The organism is Microcoleus sp. Pol11C2, assembly GCF_036701505.1.
Classification (GTDB): Bacteria; Cyanobacteriota; Cyanobacteriia; order Cyanobacteriales; family Microcoleaceae; genus Microcoleus.
Genome location: NZ_JAUBQX010000011.1, coordinates 105,864 through 125,028 on the forward strand (window position 1 = coordinate 105,864; position 19,165 = coordinate 125,028).

Here is a 19,165-nt window from a genome sequence, read left to right on the forward strand (position 1 = left end):
TTGCCCCGCAATTTATGAAATTTCGAGCTATCAGCCTTTTTTTTGCTACTTGCCTAATCGGAATTTTTAGTTTGGTATTCACTCCACCTGCTTGGGCTCTGACGCAGATTAAACTTTCCGACCTTTCTTATCGCGAATGTCCGGCAGAGATGGGAGAAGGAACAGTCACCAGTGGCAGTTCTATGGAAGCTACCTGCTTTTTGATTACTGGGAAAGCTGAAAATACCACGGGCAAACCAGTTGTCAATGCCGATATTTTCGGCCGCATTTATGATGCTGACGACAATCCGGTGATGCAAAACCGGACTCGCTTGGGTTCTATAGAAGAAGTTCCTCCTGGAGTTAGCGATTTTCAGCTCAGAATTTCGGTTGCCGCCAATCAACGAACACCTTTGAAGCTCAAGCAATTTAAAGCTACAGGTTTTACTGGCGTGGTTCGCCGCTAACGAAACTATTTGAGATTTTAGATTGCTGAGAAAGAGATTTTTGGTTGGCTGCCCGTGAAACCGCAATGCAGTTTTGGATTGTAGATTTTAGATTTGAGATTGTTGAGTGGCTGGCAATTTCTCATTTCTCATGTACGATAAACTCCCCAGCTTTTCAACCGGGGAGTTCATCTAAAAATCTCAAATCTAAAATTTAGTTGCCTGCAGCTACGTCTGCCAAACAATTTACGCTCGATGCTTAAAAACTTAAGCTTTTCAAACTACAAGGATGTTTGCAAGCTGGTCAAAAGATTGATCAAGAATTCCGAGCCGAACTGAAGTACAAAAAAAGCAATCAGTGGCGAAAAGTCAATCCCTCCCAAGGGGGGGATAATCGATCGGAATAGATTCAGGTAAGGATCTGTTAACTGACTCAAAATCGAAAACGGGGGGTCGTACCAATTGATATTCGGGAACCAGCTTAATAGCACCCGAAAAATCATTAGGGCTACATAGATTTGCAGAAAGGTGGACAGCGTGGTTGCCAAAAGGCCTATGGAATAACTCATATATTCTCGTTGAAGTTTGAGTAAAGTTTACAGACACTTTAACTTAAATTTTAGCATAGGTGGGGGAGATGGGTAGCATGAGGCTGTTTACGGGCGGGCTAGAAGAGTAACGGCCCCCAATAAAATTCACTCTTGGCTTAACAGGCCCGAAAGGCCTGTTAAGCGAGAATGGTGCAAGATGTCAGTAGCGCGCATTGATCTGCCCGACTAATCTAAAATCTTAAATGGAGTTAGGAGTCTTGAGGGATCGAACCCTCGCTGCCCGCCGCCGGCGCGTTGCCGTTTACGTCGCCGAGTTGCAGCCGCACGTCATCTATTGCCTGATTAAGCTGGGCAATTTTATCTTCTAAACTCAGCCTTGCTACTTCCATGCTGTCGGCTTCGAGTTGGCTGGCTTTCCTCTGGCGGATTTTTCTGGTTTTTGCCTCTGAAGGTTCATTCAGCAAAGCTTCAGCAGCGCGCCGCGACAGCACCGCGCCCAAAACTGCACCCACCAAGCCGCCAACTGCGGCTCCGGCAATAAATCCCCCTGTAAAACCCTCTCGATTACTCATAGCTCAACTCAACTGCGCGATATTTCCTTGATTTGTTTATTTTGACACTCTACCGGTGAGAAACTGGGAGATTGTTAGTGGTGAGGTAGGCGTTGCGCCATTTGAGGAGGATGGTTGTGGGGTGTCCCGCCTGCTGTGAAAATACACGCCTTCGGGATCAGGGGCCCATCCCCCAAAAAAAGCAAAATTATCCCGCAATTACGAAACACCGTCAGGTAAGGCGAGAATTCCGACTTCAGAGGTAAAGCGGATCATTTCCAAAGATCGATCGCCATAAAGATCTTCAATGTGCTCCAAGCAGCACTCGATCGCGAAATCGTTCAATTGGGCCGACTCAACGCCGTACATTTCCTGAAACACCTCTGAGTCTACCCGACAAAAGCGCGGTCGATCGGCGTAAATTCCGCATTCTCGCGTCGCTCTGTCAAAATTGATACACCAACCGTCCTCTCCGACTAAGCTCAAATAGAGCGCTAATTCGTCTTCAGATAAATACTCGTCTAAGTCTGGGCGCTCTGTTGGGTCGAGGTAACAACAAGCACCGCACTGCTTTACGCAACGCCAAGTAGCCATAGTTTGATTTTAGATTTTAGATTTTAGATTTTAGATTTTAGATTCGGAGCATAATCGGGTAAATGCCAAACTTTAGGAGATTGGGGCTCTTAAAGTATATCAATTGCCAGCGCCGGAGACGGAGATTCCGAAGGGGCGGTTCGATTTTAGATTTTAGATTTTAGATTGGGGGGAGTTTCCGGGAAGGGGCATCAAGTCCCTGGTTTCCTGTGACTGAGAGGTTGATCGTAGTTTACATTTTGTTGAATTTTGTAAAGTTCCTTAAAAAATATGGTCGATCGCCCGGTAAAATCAGAAGCGGATTTTCTAATTCAACAATCTAGACTTAATCACTACAGTCAGGAGGACAAATGGACTTTATAACCGATCTTTTCAGTGGTCTGGGTGGTGTAGACTACCAACTCATTGTTCAGGTAGCTTTACTCGCAGCCGTCGTGCTTTCTGGCCCGATCGTGATTTTTCTCTTGGCAGCTAAAGGCGGCGACCTGTAATTATAGCACGCTCCGGGGCGATCGAGAGTTGGGAGTTTTGAGTTTTAAATGATGCAAAATTCACAAGGCTCGATCGCCAATTTTCCCTGCTGCACGAGCTTTCCGATCAAATACCGAGTTATCAAATACCCAGGGCGTGTTTAGCAGTTTGAATCAAATTCTCAAAAAAAGGTAGAGATACATCGACTTCTCTAGCATCTTTGCGGGAGTTACCTAACAAACCGATGTTTTGTCCGGGTGCAACAGCCAGAACTTGCCCTTGAGAGTTGCGAATTCTCAATTCCTCGATCGATCCGGCGGGAGACAGACTGCAAGAATAAGTGCGATCGCAATAATCAAACTCAACTTTTCCGAACCTCGGTGGCCTGGAAGTAGCAGCATTTGCCGGTAGCCGAACGCCAAACAATTCTAACTCAACCGATGTCTTGCCATTAAAACTATTTTCCCGCAATCGGTAAGCAATATCAACCCGCCGAGGCAAAGGAAAATATTCGCCCCAACGCCAAGCAATTGCCTTCACACTAGCCGATACATTTCCATCTTGAGTTGCAGTTAGTTTAACGTGACCTCCTTTACCAACAATTTTCTGTTCAGTTATGCAAACATTAGGCGTCCAAAAGACAGGAGCCTTATTTTCAATCCCGCAAGGTTCCAGAGCATCAATTTGTCGGTAAAGGTCGAGATTAATCTCAGCCAAATCTGCTCGCACGTCAACTGAAACCAGCGGTTTTAGGTGTTCTGGCTGCAAGCATTGATTGGCAAAAATTGACAGTTGATTGCGAAATTGTTCGAGATTCTGGGCCGGCATAGAAAAACCGCCAGCCGCTTTGTGTCCGCCAAATTTAGTTAATAAATCAGCGCAAAAATTCAGCCCGTCAAATACATTAAACTCAGGAATTCCCCTCGCCGAACCCCTGATAATTTTATGGGCCACCGCCCCTACAGCCTCATCCTCAAAAGTACCGATAAACACAGGTACGCCGTAGCGTTCCACCAACCGAGAAGCTACAATCCCGATCACCCCGTGATGCCAACCCGGTTGCACGACAACTAAAACTCGTTCTTGCTGCAAGTCGAGATTACTTTCCTCGCACCAAGCAATGGCTTCCTGCTCAATTTCCTGGCACAACTCCTGCCTGCGCTGATTGATTTGTTCGCACTGCATCGCGTTTTTAAGAGCCAATTCGCGATCGTCCGTAGTCAGCAACTCTATCACAATTTGAGGGTCAGCCAGCCGCCCCACAGCATTAATCCGGGGCCCCAGCCTAAAACCAATATCTTCAGGCTTTAAGGAATTATTAGTTTTATTTTGCGAGTTAAGAATTGAGGGAATTTCCGCACTTCCCGGCTGCACTCCAGCCACCTGAATCAAAGCCTGAATACCCGCCAATTGCGAGTGAGGCAACAGCCGCAAACCTCGCTTCACCCAGCGCCGATTAACTCCCGTCAAAGGTGCTAAATCCGCAATAGTTCCTAAAGTAAATAACTCCAGCAGGGGATTCACCAAACCCCCAACTTTTTTCATATCAATCGCCAAAGTAATCGCCAAAACATAAGCAACGCCTACGCCAGCCAAACCGCGATAAGGTGAAGATTCCGCGATTAATTTCGGGTTGAGAATAGCATCGGCCGGCGGCAGTTTTGGCGGCAAATCGTGGTGGTCTGTAATAATAACTTTGACACCGAGTTCTCGCGCTCTAGCAACCGGGCCGTAAGCTGTAATTCCGTTGTCAACCGTGAGAATGAGAGCGACACCTTCCGAGTGAAATTCTTCTACAATGCGATCGTTAATCCCATAACCTTCTCGCATCCGGCTGGGAATAGCATAATCGACATTCGCGCCCAGAGCCCTGAGAGCTCGCAGCAACAAAGCCGTGCTCGTCATCCCGTCAGCATCGTAGTCGCCGCAAATCGCAATTTTTTGCCCTCCGGAAATCGCCTCCCGCAACAATTTGACACTCGCAGCCAAATCTGGAAACTCATCGGTTGGCGCGGGCAAAACCAGAGATTCCGGTTCGATAAACTCTTGCACTTCATTGAGAGAATCGATGCCCCTGTTAATCAGTACCTGTGCCAGCAAGGGCGACAAACCGATTTCGGCGGCAAACTGTTCGGCTTGCTGTGTTTGAGGCGAATAAATTTGCCACCGTTGGTTTGGCAATCGGTGAAAATGCGGAGGCACAGATGTCGGTATCTCTTGCACGGAAGCTGAGGTTTAAATATACATAGTTAATCTTACCGAATTAAGTCACTGCGTCAATCAATTGTAGATTTTAGATTTTAAATTGAGCCTAAAGATGAGTTTTTTGGGTAAAATCCAAAGGTTGTTTGTAGGAAAGCTTTTTTTGGAAGCTCTCACCCCACCCAAATAGGGATATAAGCCCTGCTAGCAGTCGTGGAGACCAAAAAATTTTAGACCCTAGTTCCAACGCCCCAGATTTATCTGTGGAGTCAATCTAAAATCTCGAATCTCAAATCGACTGGCGGGAGCAGAAGAACTAAGTTTACCAGGCATTTGCCGCCCGTGCTAGGGCGGGGCTAATTTAATTTAATGAGGAGACTTGCATGAGTGGCGATCGACCACGTTGGTTTAAAATTGCATTACAGGTTCGGGGGTCTGTCATTCCCTCAATTTTGCCCCGCGTTTTGCTGTGCGGCGGCTTTGGAGTTTTTATTTCCCTGCTGCACTTTTTAAAGTTGCCGGTGTCCATGCCCATTTTGTCGAGTATTGTACCGAGTATTGTCCTGGGTTTACTGTTAGTTTTTCGGACAAATACAGCCTACGAACGATTTTGGGAAGGTCGAAAAATGTGGGGAACTTTAGTCAACAACGTCCGCAATTTGGCGCGCCAAATCTGGGTAGCAATTGAGGAAAAAGACCCGCAGGATATAGACTTAAAAAAGTCAGCCCTGCGCCTGTTACCTGCCTTTGCAGTGGCGATGAAACTGCACTTGCGGCAACAATCAGTCAATCCAGAGTTGGAGCCGTTAATGTCCCCAGCGCAGTACCACAAGCTCAAATCGATGAACAATCCGCCCCTAGAAATTGCCTTTTGGATTGAGGATTATATGCACGAGCAGTATGAGCGCAATTGCCTCGATGTCTATCAGTTAACAGGTATGAATCAATTGCTCAACTCTATGATTGATGTATTAGGCGGCTGCGAGCGGATTTTGAAGACGCCTATCCCTTTGGCTTACGCGATTCACTTGAAACAACTATTGTTGCTTTACTGTTTGGCACTGCCCTTTCAAATGGTAAACGATTTGACTTGGGGAACCGGCCCTATTGTGGCTTTAATTAGTTTTACTTTGTTCGGCATCGAAGAAATCGGCATTGAAATAGAAAATCCCTTCGGACACGATGCTAATGATTTGCCTTTGGACAATATTTGTGCTGCCATGCAGCGCAATATCGACGATTTAATTTCTTTATCTCCTAGCGTTCACGAACAGGTGAAAGATAAGTAAAGTCATTCGATTTTAGATTTTAGATTTTAGATTTTAGATGGGTAGATAAAATCTAAAATCTAAAAGCTTGGGGTTAATCTTTAACAATAAACCGCATTAACCCAGCCAATACTAACAATACAGGTGTCAGCCAATCTCCCCACCGCACGTACAAAGTTTGAGTTTGTCGGCGATAAATAGTAGCATCTCGGACTTCATAGGTATTAATTCTCGACTTCCAAACCGTCTCGCCGCGAGGATTTACAAAAGCAGAGTAACCCGTATTAGTTGCGATAGCTGCCCATCTATCAGTTTCAATTGCTCGCATTACATCGAGAGCATGATGTTGATCCAACATGGGCGGTTTGTAATGGGCATTGTTGGAAGCGGTGATCATAAATTCGCCTCCATTCGCCGCCTGATATCGGAAAATTTCCGCAAACGCCGAATCGTAACAAATTCCGACAATGGCGCGGCCAAATGGCGTATCAAACAATTGTTTAGAATTGCCGGGTACTAAATGAGCATCTAAGGGAGAAAGCCGATTAATAATCCCGCCTAAGATGTTGTAAAAAGGGATATATTCCCCTAAAGGTACGAGCTTTAGTTTATCGTAGCGGCCGACAATTTCTCCAGTGCGAGCGATCGCCAATAAGCTGTTAGTGATACTATTGTCTTGCTGGGCGAAGCCTCCCACCCAAGCCACAACGCCACGTTCGAGAATAGCTTGGTAAAAGGAAAGAATAGAACGTTGATACTCGTTTGTCCAGATAAAAGGCAAAGCCGTTTCTGGAATTAACACAGCATCGACTTTCTTGTCTGCTAACTGTTTGTATCCAGTGGTGTAACCTTCCAAAGCGCGGCGCCAGCCCCCTGATTCAAACTTAATCTCGTTAGGAATATTGCCTTGAATAATGCCAATTTTTAAAGCGGTTGCAGCTTCTGGATTCAAAGGGCGGTTGTATAAGCTCCATCCTGCAATATGCAAAACTAAACACAAACTCGCAGGCACAATATAAGCAATCCAATTCTTCCTTCTTCCTTCTTCCTTCTTCTTTCTTCCTTCAATAAAAGCTTCGGCGATTAAGCCATTTACTGCTACAATAGCGGCTGTTACTGCGCTAGGTCCGGAGAGTTGACCGAGGTGCAATATTGCTAAATTGTGCGGGCTTTGCGTATATGATAGGGATGTCCACCACAGGGAACCTGTACTCCAAATACTTTCTAAGGCGCACCACAAAGCTGTGCCAATTAAAACGCGAGTTAATGCTAAAAATTGAGCTTTACCCCCCCCAGCCCCCCCTTGTAAAGGGGAGGAGTTAAGAATAACAATAGGATTTTTACCTTGTAAAGTGAGGGAGTTGAAAATTACAAATAGCCACGCCCAAACGGCGACTAAGGCGGCTCCCCAGAGGGCAATGAATGCCCAGCAAAAAAGTGCGATCGCCAAACTCGGCCACCAAGGAACTCCCAACCAAGTCATCGGGTGAATTCCCATAATCCAAGATAAAGCTAATCCGTGATAGCCAATTCCCCAGAGTGAAGGAAGAAGGAAGAATGAAGCAGGAAGAAGGAAAAATTTTGGTTGTTTTACTTCTTGAACAGGCCTTTCATAACTAACAACCAAAATCCACAGGGGAGCTAATGCTACCCAAGCCAATAGCCAAGCATTTACTGGTGCGGTTGTCAATGCCATCAAAATGCCGCTCAAAAATGCGATCGCCCAGGCTAATGTTTTGGATTTATGAACCACGAGTTTTTCAAATTTGTGCCTGTTAAATATCGCCACTTTGATGATTGCCACAAATAATAATTCTTAATCAATATATCAGATAGATCGGGAAGTTCGGCAAGGCGCAGTGTATGGGATTTAACGGATTTAACGGATTTAACAGAAAAAAATCTCTCCAATTCTACTTGCCAAAACAAAAAGCGCCCCTATTTCTAGGAGCGCTTTTTGTTAAATCAAAAGCTAAATTTAGCCGTTGATCGAAGGAGCAACCATTGCTACTGGGGTGACTTCACCAGCAGCCAAGTCGAGAGGGAAGTTGTGAGCATTGCGCTCGTGCATTACTTCCATACCCAAGTTAGCGCGGTTGATGACATCAGCCCAAGTATTGATCACGCGACCTTGCGAGTCGATAACCGATTGGTTGAAGTTGAAACCGTTCAAGTTAAACGCCATCGTGGAAATACCCAAAGAGGTAAACCAGATACCGACAACTGGCCATGCACCTAACAAGAAGTGCAAAGAACGGCTGTTGTTAAAGCTCGCGTATTGGAAGATTAACCGACCGAAGTAGCCGTGGGCTGCGACGATGTTGTAGGTTTCTTCTTCTTGACCGAATTTGTAACCGTAGTTCAAAGATTCAGTTTCGGTTGTTTCCCGAACCAAAGAAGATGTTACCAAGGAACCGTGCATGGCGGAGAACAGAGCACCGCCGAAGACACCAGCAACTCCCAACATATGGAAGGGGTGCATCAGGATGTTGTGCTCGGCTTGGAACACGATCATGAAGTTGAATGTGCCGGAGATACCCAAGGGCATACCGTCAGAAAAGCTGCCTTGTCCGATCGGGTAAATCAAGAATACTGCGGTGGCTGCTGCAACTGGTGCAGAGTAAGCGACGCAGATCCAAGGACGCATACCTAAGCGGTAGGACAGTTCCCATTCACGACCCATGTAGCAGAAAACGCCAATGAGGAAGTGAAATACTACCAATTGGTAAGGGCCGCCGTTGTACAACCATTCATCGAGGGAAGCTGCTTCCCAGATGGGATAGAAGTGCAAGCCAATGGCATTCGATGAAGGAACAACAGCACCTGTGATGATGTTGTTGCCGTACATCAAGGAACCTGCTACTGGTTCGCGGATGCCGTCGATGTCTACTGGAGGAGCAGCGATGAAGGCGATGATGTAGCAAATGGTGGCACTCAGCAAGGTGGGAATCATCAAGACGCCGAACCAACCGATGTAAATCCGGTTGTCAGTGCTAGTTACCCACTCGCAGAACCGTTCCCAAACGTTGCCGCTTTCGCGACGCTGTACGGTTGTTGTCATTTGGTTTATGATGGCTTAATTGAATTTTCAAGGTTCGTTGTGGGAATGCCCCACGCTTATATTAGTAACACTATTCACTAAAGTTTGCCAAGGGATTACTGCTGACAATTTAAACATTTTACAAACTTTTACAAAAGCTTGATTATTAGTAAATATTTGTATTTTTTTACAAAGAAAAATTACACATTAAACGGGTTAAATACAGCGGCCAGAAGAACTGAATCTATTGTCTGTAGGTTGTTTCAGCAGTTCTAGCAAATTATTTTGGTTCAGGTCGATTCTCTTTTAATTTAAATATCTGTTAATTAGGTCGTGCAGAGATGATTCGTAATATTTATTTACATATCATCGGTAGATTCTGAGAGGGGAAATTTTTATCGGGAGAATACTGAAAACCGGGTTTCTAGTGCGATCGGGCTGCATTCTCAATAATCTCGAATCAACCGGGTTATTGACGAAAAAAGAAACCCGGTTTCTGAGGCGCTTGGCAATAGAAATCAACCGGGTTTCTGAGGATGAGTCCGCAAGTTCGGCGTAAAAATTAGGCTTTAGCCTGGGGGCCACTTCATCTGCCGTCCGCCGAGAATGTGAAGGTGCAGGTGGTCTACAGTTTGGCCGCCGTCGCTGCCACTATTAATGACGACGCGATAGCCGTTGCTAAGTCCGAGTTGTTCTGCTACTCGTTTGACAGTCAGCAGCAGGTGTCCCATGAGAGCATGATCTTCGGACTCGGCATCGGCTAATTTGGCAATAGGCTGTTTGGGAATGACAAGGATGTGGACGGGTGCTTGCGGATGGATATCTCTAAACGCGAGGGCCAAGTCGTCTTCATAAACGATGTCTGCCGGAATCTCTTTGCGGATGATTTTGCTGAAAAGCGTTTCTTGAGTTGTCATGGGTGTTAACGAAGGAAGAAGGAAGAAGGAAGAGGGAAGAAGGAAGAGGGCGGAAGTGGGAAGGGGGAAGAAGGAAGAGGTCGGAAGTGGGAAGGGGGAAGGGGAAGAGGGTCGAGGGAAGACCCAGCAGGAGAGAAGGAAGAGGAGAAAAAGAAGAGGCAAGGAAAAGTTTTTCTTGCCTCTCCCGATATTCATTAGTCATTGTTAATCATAATAGATGATGAATCAAGGACAGGCAAATTAAGGATTAAGAAAAATGCTTGCTAGGGTTTGGAGTGCATCGATCGTTGGAATTGACGCGGTAAAGGTTGGTGTTGAGGCTGATGTGTCAGGCGGGCTACCGAAAATTGTGGTTGTGGGGTTGCCAGATTCTGCGGTGCAAGAAGCTAAAGAAAGAGTTAAGGCTACGCTAAAAAATTCGGGATATGGTTTTCCGATGCGGAGTATTGTGATTAATTTGACTCCGGCGGATTTGCGGAAGGAGGGGCCGAGTTTTGATTTGCCGATCGCCATTGGCATTTTAGCAGCATCGGAACAAGTCAGCGGTCAACTTTTGGGAGATTATTTGTTTTTAGGGGAACTTTCTTTAGATGGGAGTTTGCGGTCTGTGGCTGGGGTTTTGCCGATCGCCGCTGCTGCTCAAAAAATGGGTATTTCAGGGTTGGTTGTACCGGCTGGTAACGCGCAAGAAGCGGCTTTGGTGCACGGAATATCTGTTTATGGTTTTGAGAATATTTTTGCAGTTACTGATTTTTTGAACAATCCTGAAGCTTATTCGCCTGTAGAAGTAAAAGGTCGAGAAGAGTTAGCAAAAACCCGGTTTCCGGGTTTAGATTTAAAGGATGTAAAGGGGCAAACTCACGCGCGGCGGGCTTTGGAAATTGCGGCGGCGGGGGGACACAATTTAATTTTTGTAGGGCCGCCAGGGAGCGGTAAGACTATGTTGGCGAGGCGTTTGCCGGGTATTTTGCCGCCGCTGACTTTTTATCTATAGCTAACAACAACAAAGCTTTGCTATGAAAGAATTTTACTTTGTTTGTATGCTTACAACGTAAAATCAATATTTTAGTCTCTTAGCTAAAACAGATCAAAAGGGTAACAGCACTCCTGAAACTGTTAGGGGCTATATTTATAGCAGGTTCTTTCTGTCTATGGCAAATGTGACCCTCTAATCTTGCTGCGTTAGCCGTACTGCCTTAAACATCGTTTTGGGTATTTGCTGGGGGGCTGGCTGAATTCTCAATAGGGCGTTACTCAAATTTGTTGCGATCGCTCTAATTTGTTGCCCCCAAACTGTCTTACCAGAAAAACCGCCGCTAGTAAAATATTGAATAATAAAATTATTAGACTTCTAACTATTATCTAATATTAATTAGCCCTATTGCGGAGTTTATTCATAACCATATCAAGGTCTAAATCGGGTGTTCCTAGGCGTCCTAGATAGCGGGTAAAACGGGCCAATAGTGCTTCGGTAAATGGACTGTCGAGTGAGGCAACTCGCTCCCAGATTTTTTGTTGAATCTGCTTTTCGAGTTCCTCACACTGTAGAGTTTTCAGTTGTTGAAAGTCTACCAACAAATCTGGCAAAGCCAAAGTACCAGGTAGAAAATAGAAACGTTCAGGTTGAGATTGCTGTCGATTATTTTTTAAAATTGCTTTTAGTTTTTCTTCATTAGATTTAGAGCTTGGCAGATTGGATTGCCATGCTTTATACTCTTTTTGATCACTCAGTAATTCGCATCGGGCAAACAACACTTCCTGAACTTTCTTTTGAGCAAAGTCACAGGATGGAGTGAGTATTATCCAGTATTTGGCCTGTTCTTCAATATTTTCTTTGTAAATGTCTCCTGCTAAGGGATGTGCCAAGTGGAGCGGTGGCATTACATAATACTGCATTGGGTGTACGCAACCCTCCTTGATGACAGTATTAATAGACCCGCCCAAGTCTTCAGCAAGTTGATAAATTCCAGAACCGGACAAAGAAACCCCAAGTCTGCGTGCTAGGAGGTAAGCCAACCCAGCATGATCATCATTTGTGTCACTAAGCTCCTCCCAATGTGTTGCTACAAACTCCCACATATAGTCTCGCTGAACTGTCTCTAAATGTCTGATTAATGCTCGGTTGACAGCAGGGAGTCGAGTTGTAAAGATTTCCTTCACTACATCTTGTAGACGTTGTAACCCCTCTGTTTTCTCTACCACTTTAATTAGAGGAGTTTCAAAGGAACGTACTAAATGTGCTACCCCTGTATAAAATACAATCGGGATAAAGCGTTTTCGTTTGATAGCTTCTAGAGTAGAAATTCCAGCTTCTTCTGCCTGCAGCTCATTTGATTCCAGCCTGACATCTAGAATGATCAGATCGAAGCGACCATTTTCTAGGATGTTAAGCGCTTCTTTAAAAGAAGTGAGAGTTGTAACCTGTACAGAGGCCTCGCCATCAGTAATAAATTCCTCATACTCAAAAAACTCCTTTACTTGTGCACAAATTTCTTTATCATCATCTACAAACAACAGTCGCCAGCTTGTTTCGTTAGCCATATCACACCCGTTTGCGTAATTTTACAAGGAAAGTAGCACCCGACAAAGGTCCATTACTTCGTAATTCCAAATCCCCATTGTAATACTCCCTGATAATTTCAATAACAATTGCCAACCCTAATCCAATGCCATCAGGTTTACTAGAAAAATAAGGATCAAAAATGTGTTCTCTAATTTCAGGCTTAACTCCAGGTCCACTATCAGAAAAACAAATTTCCACACAGTTGGATTCTAGACGCTGTATTTGTACAATGATTTGTCGTTCCTCTTTTGGAACTTTCTCTAACCAATATATGCTATTCTGTAGCAGATTAATAATTATTTCTTGAATTTCAGTTGGTTCTACTGTTACCTCGGTGTTAGTTTTAGGTAAGCTAACTTTGACTCCAGCCCTGGTAATTTCCTCGCCCAGAACAGAAAAGGCATCCGCAATTATTGTTTCCAGTTGGACCTTAGTAGGTCGTCCTCTTTTTCGACCTCCAAAAGGCTCAATTCTTCTAAAAAGTTCTGCCAAATTTTCTACTTGTAATAAAATAGTTTCAATACGTTTTTTAATTCTTTCAATTGTTGTTCCACTATTAATAGAAGTATTGTTGAAACGCTTAATATCTCGTAACCCTAAATCAGCTTCATTCCGAACTTTTGCTAGTGGTGCGCGACTATTGTGAAGTACAGAATCAATCAACTGTCCTAGTACAGAAAGCCGTCGATATCGGGATAAAGTTTCCTGAACTGCTTCAATCTGTCTATCAAACTCTTTTTCTTGCTCTTCTACCTGAGCTAGCAACTGAGCGTCATCAGGATATCGCTGTTCTATCAACTTACGAACACGCTTTAAGTTCAGGTTAGAAAAAGCACCTAGAGGTTGATTAGCTGGCTTCTCGCTCTCCTCACTATCAGAATTATCATTTTCAGCTTGATTTGAATGACGAACTTTGTACCGTCGAGTTTCCAGTTCACTCAGTACCATCGTAATCAACTGACGCAGATCCTCAAATGCTTGACTTTCAATTAATCCTTCCCGATTACTCTGATCTCTTAACTGGGGATTATCATCAGCGGAGATGAGGATATAACCCACAACTTGGTTGTTGGATATACGCAGAGTAGGATTGTTAACTCGACGGATATCTAGTCTTAGCCAATCATTTCGGGGTTCGCCATACGGAAGAACTCTAAACTCATCTCGATAAATGTTGATACCAGCAGCGTCATTTAGATCGCGACGTACATCTTTGAGCGTTGAGCCATGTTCAATAGGTAAGTCATCACGATCCCAAACTCGTAATTCAATGGAAAATGGTCCACATTGCGGCTGACGGTTATTAGGAAAAGTAAATGTGTTTTCTATTGTAGTTATATCATCTTGTCCTTTTAGCTTGAGGTTCAGACTATAAGCGCCTTTATTATTAACTTTTCCATTGATGCTGTAGTGCGGATGGCTCAGTGATTCGGGCGGTTTGATAATACCAGATAGTGAGTCAAACACTTCAGGTAAATCCAAACGAATTTGAAATTCATCACTATCAAAAAAAGGTGAAACTAAGCGAGACAAACCTTGACGCAGGTCTTGCAACTGCTTCCTATCCCAAGCTGCCCGTAAGCCTTCCATACGCAAGATTGTGCCGTGATTTAGCTCCTCGGAACCTGGCTGCCGTTCGTCATTCCATAATTCCTGTATTGTCCCTCTAGGACATATTTCTTGCGGAGCAGTCTCCTCCCACAAAACCTCTATTTCATCAAGGTACTTCTGCTCATTATCAAACTGACTCCAGTCAAAGATTACTCGAACTTCACGATCTGTTTCTATGCCGCGTGACACGACCTCAAGAAAATTTCCCAGCCGAGAGGAGGCAAAACGACCAATTCCTTTTTCTCCCAATACACGGCGTCCCAGCCTCGCGCTTCGCTTTTGACGCTTTTTAGCTAGCGTAGCAGGTTCCATCCAAGTATTCTGAATTGTCTCTAATGACATACCATTGCCACTATCAATAATCTCAATCCTGCCCTCGCCAATCTTGAGCGGTTCGTGAAAACGTACTAATACCCTTTTGGCATCAGCATCATAAGCGTTCTTGACCAGCTCAATAACAGCAACAGTCTCGCTACTGATTAATTCATCACCCAAAGTACGCAAGATGCGTGCTCTTGGACGAAGACGAAGAGGTGGGGTATTGGACTGAGATATTGATTGGGGCATGAATTTCTTAACTCTAATCAGCAGTAGACTCTGTTATCTGGTTAGCTGCATCCAAATCATAACTTAAGAATGTACAATAATTTCACTTCGTAGGGACTGATCGCTATTCCCAAGTCTGATTGACCTAAAAAGATCCATATCAATTTGAGACTTTATTGATTTCATTTTCAATAAGCTCAGCGATCTCCGTCTGGACATTCTATCCAAAAGCTTACAATGAGTCCAGAATTTCCGACTTATCGGGTTCAGTAATATCCTATTTTTGATTAGCTTGCTTACCAACCATGCTTACCAGCTATCTAAATGCCTGACTAAAGCTAGATCCCACTAAAATAACGTCATTTGAATAGGGTTTGGGTGTGTTTCATAGTAAGTTTGCACTTGTTTAACAATAACGTTAGCGATAGCTTCTGCTAAAAGAGGTGGAACAGAGTTTCCCACTAACTCAAACATTCTCGTCATCGGCGCATCAAAAACGAAGTGATCGGGGAAACTCTGAAGTCTAGCAGCCTCTCTTACAGAGATACTTCTGGTTTGTGTTGGATGGATATAGGCTAAACAATCTTTCTGCATATGTGCCGTTAGTGTCCATGAGGGTTTGTCCCAGTCTAAGCGTTTATACTTATCCTCAAAAGTCTGATCGCTGTAGCGTTTTAACTCATCAGGTATATTTTTATACTTACCTCCTTGAGGCATGATGCTAAATATATGCAAGTCTTTATCATTATGCGAGCGACAAATATGATTCATTACCATATCATCAGATTGAATTCTCATTCGCTTTTGATACTCGGATTTAGGAGAAAAATTGTAAGCTTTAGGAGAGTCAACTTGCTTTGGTGCAGTGCTTTTTTTCTTCAAAGGTAAACATAGAGGCTTTAATGCGGGTAAATCTTCAATTGCTTCCCCTACAGAGACAGGAGGATCTGTATTCCGCTCTGGAAACTCGAAAGCTAGATTGGCATCTTTACGCCTACCAACAATAAATAAGCGTTTTCGTATTTGAGGAACACCATAATCAGAAGCGGTTAAAATTTGGTAGCTAAGATCATAGCCTGGGTAATCATAACTTTTTCCAGTTAATCCATGTTCTAAATCTTTTTTTAAAGTAGGAAATACCCAGTGATTGAGGAGATAATTAACATTTTCAACTACAAAAAATAAAGGTTTGTAATAGCGAACAAACTTAATGAATTCTTCATATAAAAAGTTTCTAGCATCACTTTCAATGTGTTTGCCTAAAGACTTCATTTTACCAATGCCTACTGCCGAAAATACTTGACAGGGTGGCCCCCCAATTAAAATATCAATTTCTCCCGGCTCAAGTTTTAGTTTACTAAAATCAGTAATAGATTCGATAGACTGAGCATCACGCATCAGTTTACAGTTAGGAAAATTTCTATGATGAGTTTTTATAGCATGAGGATTTTTATCAATTCCCCCTAAGATTTCGCAGCCAGCATTTTGAAAGCCTAAACTCATCCCACCTGCCCCGCAAAAAACATCGAGTACAGTAGGCGATTTTCTATTTTTTATTTTTGACTGAAATTTTAGCATTATCAAAAAACTGCGGTGTTTTTAATATTCTATGTTTATTGTAGCCCATCAACAACAATAATAAACATTAAAACATATTTCAGATATAATATTAATGTCTCTTATAACAATAGTTCGGACAGTTTTTATCTAGCCCAATGGCTTAGGCTCTAAGACTTTGAGCCACTGTGGATAATTAAATCAATGTCAGCTCCACCCCTGACCTACATTTAATTCGACTTTTTTATGCTCCTTGCCCCGCGTAAGTTTGTAGTATCGTTCCAAAAACTGTCTGGAGCTGTTAGAAAAATATCTTTTCTAGATATCTTGATATCTAGAAAACAGTAAGCATAACTATATAATTATTTTCTGCCAATTTGCCATCTCTACAAAATTAATATCTGAAACCGGTGATAGATAAAGCTTTGAGCTTCCTTAACCTACAAAAGCTCGCACCGATTATCACAAGTCTATTGACTATAAAGATGATTGCGATCGCCCGAAAGTTTCCAACTCCCTTGTCCAAACCAGAAAAAGTAGCTCAGGCTTCGCCAGCCATAGGCATCGCCGTCCTCATCTTTTTTGACCTTAATTGGCTTAAACCATAGTCGGGCTACGCTTTCAAGTTGGTTGTCACCCCGTCAGTACACGGCTAAAATAAGTGTGTTGTGTGGATCGCAGGGGAATTGAACCCCTCAGCAGTGGTTTAGGACTCCCGACTGGCAAACCTGCGCGACCCATGACGGCTGATAGGTAAATACGCTTACCTATCAGCCTCAAATTTTTCACCTCGAAGCGTGTTTATCAATTCCTCAGCTTTTTCACCTCCCATAGCACGCAGATTGTGTTCGAGCTCAGTAACTTTGCGGTACAGAACTACAAGCTCGCGTATTGCTTGCATCACTGCTGGGACATCTTCAGCGGATTGAGTAGGATTACCTTGATGATCAGTGGATTCTGTTTGCATAAGGTTTGGGATGTTGCTTTGAGGTGAGGTTTCTTGAGGGGTGGACGCAGGGCTAACTTCAAACTCTGCTTCCTGTGGGGCTTGCTCAGTCAACACCTTTGATTCTGGCAGGTCTAACGCTGCCTGAATCGACTCTTTTGTTAAACCAGAAGCAAGAAAATAGAGATGTTCGTATCCGCGAGTAACATTTTTTTTTGATGTGCGGGTAAGCCAACCTAAATCGAACAATTGCTTAAGGTATTTATGAGCAGTCGTTTTTTCGCAGCTAATTCCTTGAGCTATTGCTGATGTCGTAATTCCATCAGATTCAACCAGCATAAGAATTTTGCGTACCTTCACAGGTAAAGTCAGCAAGCGAACCTTAAGAGAGCAAAGTTCGGTCATTTGGTTTTCAGGCAAAGTTAACTCAGGCAAGTTAGTCTTTAAATCTGGAGACTGAATAGGATTCTTAGCTGATGGATATTGCTCCTCAATTTTATTTTCCAAAAACTTCGGTAATTTCAGCTTTTTTTGCTTAGCAGCAGTATAAAGTGCTTCCCTGGGTGCGCCAGGAGCGAGATGAAACGAGTAAGCAGATTTAATTCCTGTCTTTGAGGATGGAATTAAATCCGCTGTAAGGAGATTCATTTCCATTAACTGTTTTGAATGAGCTAACGCGGCGTACCTAGAGAGATTTATTTTTTCGCCGAGTTCCTTTGCACCAATTCCATCAAATTGGTCAACAACCAGCAAAATCAGCAGCTTTTCATTGTCTAGTCTCAAAACAGTAGACCCATTTTTCGCGGATTCTTTGTTCTGCGATGGCTCAAACTCACTCAAGAAGCTAGCTTGACTTTGTAAAGCACCAGCATTTATCATCAGTTCAGTGTCAAAATTAGACACAAAAATTTCACCTCCTTAACGGGGGGTAGGAAGCTCCAAGCTAAACGGGCAGGGTATCAAAGTTTGCCGCTTGTACCTGCACCGTTTATGGGTGGAGCTAGTTTTGTTTATTCAACTAATACCACAAAAACCTAAAACGAGATCAAAAAGCCTTTCAAAATAATGAAAATTTTTACTAACAAGGCTTACCTCGCTTTAGTGTCACCGAATTGGCCCGTTTCCGGGCTAAACAAAGCCTTGCAAGTACCTGTAGGGCCGTTGCGGTTCTTCCCTACATTTATTTCCATCACTCCTTTGTCCTCTGTGTTTGAGTGATAATACTCATCCCGGTACAGAAGCAAGCCCAAATCCATATCCTGCTCGATATCGCCGGAATCTTTGATATCACTCATAAACGGGCGCTTATTAGATTGCCCTTCCACGCCTCTATTGATCTGCGCTAAAGCTACAAAAGGAACATCGAATTCCTTAGCCATATCCTTGCAGTGTCCGGTAATTGCTCCAACAGCCTGAGCGCGATTAGCCGCCCCTCTATCTCCTAGTTTCTGGATATAATCAAGAACCACCAGCCCCAGTTTTCCTCGTTCGGCGCAAACGCGGCGAAGAATGGAGCGCATCTTAGCTGGGTTTTGACTGCTAGCAGGAGTGTCATCGATAATAATTGGTAAATCACTAACCGTTCCTAGTGCCTTAGTAAGAGGTTTCCACTCATCTTTGTAAACTTGATTGCGAATTAAGCGCTGAGAATTAATTTTGGAGTGCATAGCTAGAAATCGCTTGCTTAGTTGCTCTTCACTCATCTCAGCACTGAAAAAAACTACTGGTAATGAGTATTGCATAGCTATCCAATTGGCTAAATAGCAAGCCAGCCAAGTCTTTCCCATTGATGCTCTAGCGGCTATAACTATCAAATCTTGTTTGTTTAAACCACCTATCAATCCATCTATAGCAATCCTAAATCATTATCATGAGTACGGTACAATTATATGCAATACTTGATTATGACAAAAAAAATGAATA

At 43.6% G+C, this 19,165-nt stretch carries 16 protein-coding genes and 1 pseudogene; 5 read left to right on the forward strand and 12 right to left on the reverse strand.

Annotated features, from left to right (window positions below):
- Window positions 1–14: 14 nt before the first annotated feature.
- On the forward strand, window positions 15–446 hold the full coding sequence (locus tag QUA42_RS09635; RefSeq protein ID WP_333137092.1) for a hypothetical protein: 432 nt from the start codon (window positions 15–17) through the stop codon (window positions 444–446).
- 260 nt (window positions 447–706) lie between these two features.
- Here the strand turns inward: QUA42_RS09635 and QUA42_RS09640 are convergent, their stop codons facing one another.
- The 3 genes from QUA42_RS09640 to QUA42_RS09650 form a co-directional block, all read right to left on the reverse strand.
- Complete coding sequence (locus tag QUA42_RS09640; protein ID WP_333042371.1) at window positions 707–994, reverse strand: YggT family protein; 288 nt, start codon at window positions 992–994, stop codon at window positions 707–709.
- A 230-nt stretch (window positions 995–1,224) separates the two neighbouring features.
- A complete protein-coding gene (locus tag QUA42_RS09645) occupies window positions 1,225–1,548 on the reverse strand; it encodes a hypothetical protein (RefSeq protein ID WP_333137093.1) in 324 nt (107 codons plus the stop codon).
- A gap of 198 nt (window positions 1,549–1,746) precedes the next feature.
- Window positions 1,747–2,121: a YkgJ family cysteine cluster protein gene (locus QUA42_RS09650; protein ID WP_333137094.1), complete on the reverse strand. Its 375-nt coding sequence runs from the start codon at window positions 2,119–2,121 to the stop codon at window positions 1,747–1,749.
- A gap of 350 nt (window positions 2,122–2,471) precedes the next feature.
- Between QUA42_RS09650 and psb30 the strand changes: the two genes are divergently transcribed.
- A complete protein-coding gene (gene psb30 / locus QUA42_RS09655) occupies window positions 2,472–2,612 on the forward strand; it encodes a photosystem II reaction center protein Ycf12/Psb30 (RefSeq protein ID WP_015175616.1) in 141 nt (46 codons plus the stop codon).
- A gap of 121 nt (window positions 2,613–2,733) precedes the next feature.
- On the opposite strand, the gene recJ is transcribed toward psb30, so the two are convergent.
- Window positions 2,734–4,815, reverse strand: a complete 2,082-nt coding sequence (recJ, locus tag QUA42_RS09660; protein WP_333137095.1) for a single-stranded-DNA-specific exonuclease RecJ — start codon at window positions 4,813–4,815, stop codon at window positions 2,734–2,736.
- A gap of 362 nt (window positions 4,816–5,177) precedes the next feature.
- Between recJ and QUA42_RS09665 the strand changes: the two genes are divergently transcribed.
- Window positions 5,178–6,083, forward strand: a complete 906-nt coding sequence (locus tag QUA42_RS09665) for a bestrophin family ion channel (protein ID WP_333137096.1) — start codon at window positions 5,178–5,180, stop codon at window positions 6,081–6,083.
- A gap of 73 nt (window positions 6,084–6,156) precedes the next feature.
- On the opposite strand, the gene lnt is transcribed toward QUA42_RS09665, so the two are convergent.
- From lnt to QUA42_RS09680, 3 genes are all read right to left on the reverse strand, one after another.
- Window positions 6,157–7,851, reverse strand: coding sequence for an apolipoprotein N-acyltransferase (gene lnt, locus QUA42_RS09670; RefSeq protein WP_445301301.1), 1,695 nt, complete (start codon window positions 7,849–7,851; stop codon window positions 6,157–6,159).
- Between the two features lie 189 nt (window positions 7,852–8,040).
- A complete protein-coding gene (gene psbA / locus QUA42_RS09675) occupies window positions 8,041–9,123 on the reverse strand; it encodes a photosystem II q(b) protein (RefSeq protein ID WP_333063797.1) in 1,083 nt (360 codons plus the stop codon).
- Window positions 9,124–9,671: 548 nt separating this feature from the next.
- Window positions 9,672–10,019, reverse strand: coding sequence for a histidine triad nucleotide-binding protein (locus tag QUA42_RS09680; RefSeq protein WP_172188364.1), 348 nt, complete (start codon window positions 10,017–10,019; stop codon window positions 9,672–9,674).
- Here QUA42_RS09680 and QUA42_RS09685 point away from each other — a divergent pair.
- Window positions 10,018–10,227 (forward strand): hypothetical protein, encoded by a 210-nt coding sequence (locus tag QUA42_RS09685; protein ID WP_333137097.1) that lies wholly within the window; start codon window positions 10,018–10,020, stop codon window positions 10,225–10,227. The genes QUA42_RS09680 and QUA42_RS09685 overlap by 2 nt on opposite strands.
- A 48-nt stretch (window positions 10,228–10,275) precedes the next feature.
- A pseudogene (locus QUA42_RS09690) lies at window positions 10,276–11,004 on the forward strand (YifB family Mg chelatase-like AAA ATPase); the annotation flags it as partial.
- 383 nt (window positions 11,005–11,387) lie between these two features.
- Here QUA42_RS09690 and QUA42_RS09695 read toward each other — a convergent pair.
- From QUA42_RS09695 to QUA42_RS09715, 5 genes are all read right to left on the reverse strand, one after another.
- On the reverse strand, window positions 11,388–12,560 hold the full coding sequence (locus QUA42_RS09695) for a response regulator (protein ID WP_333137098.1): 1,173 nt from the start codon (window positions 12,558–12,560) through the stop codon (window positions 11,388–11,390).
- Between the two features lies 1 nt (window position 12,561).
- Complete coding sequence (locus QUA42_RS09700) at window positions 12,562–14,760, reverse strand: ATP-binding protein (RefSeq protein WP_333137099.1); 2,199 nt, start codon at window positions 14,758–14,760, stop codon at window positions 12,562–12,564.
- Between the two features lie 327 nt (window positions 14,761–15,087).
- Window positions 15,088–16,317: a DNA cytosine methyltransferase gene (locus QUA42_RS09705; protein WP_333137100.1), complete on the reverse strand. Its 1,230-nt coding sequence runs from the start codon at window positions 16,315–16,317 to the stop codon at window positions 15,088–15,090.
- Window positions 16,318–17,059: 742 nt separating this feature from the next.
- Window positions 17,060–18,145 carry a hypothetical protein gene (locus QUA42_RS09710; RefSeq protein ID WP_333137101.1) on the reverse strand — a complete coding sequence of 362 codons (1,086 nt, stop codon included), beginning with the start codon at window positions 18,143–18,145 and terminating at the stop codon, window positions 17,060–17,062.
- 185 nt (window positions 18,146–18,330) lie between these two features.
- Window positions 18,331–19,083: a DnaB helicase C-terminal domain-containing protein gene (locus QUA42_RS09715; protein ID WP_333137102.1), complete on the reverse strand. Its 753-nt coding sequence runs from the start codon at window positions 19,081–19,083 to the stop codon at window positions 18,331–18,333.
- Window positions 19,084–19,165 lie beyond the last annotated feature (82 nt).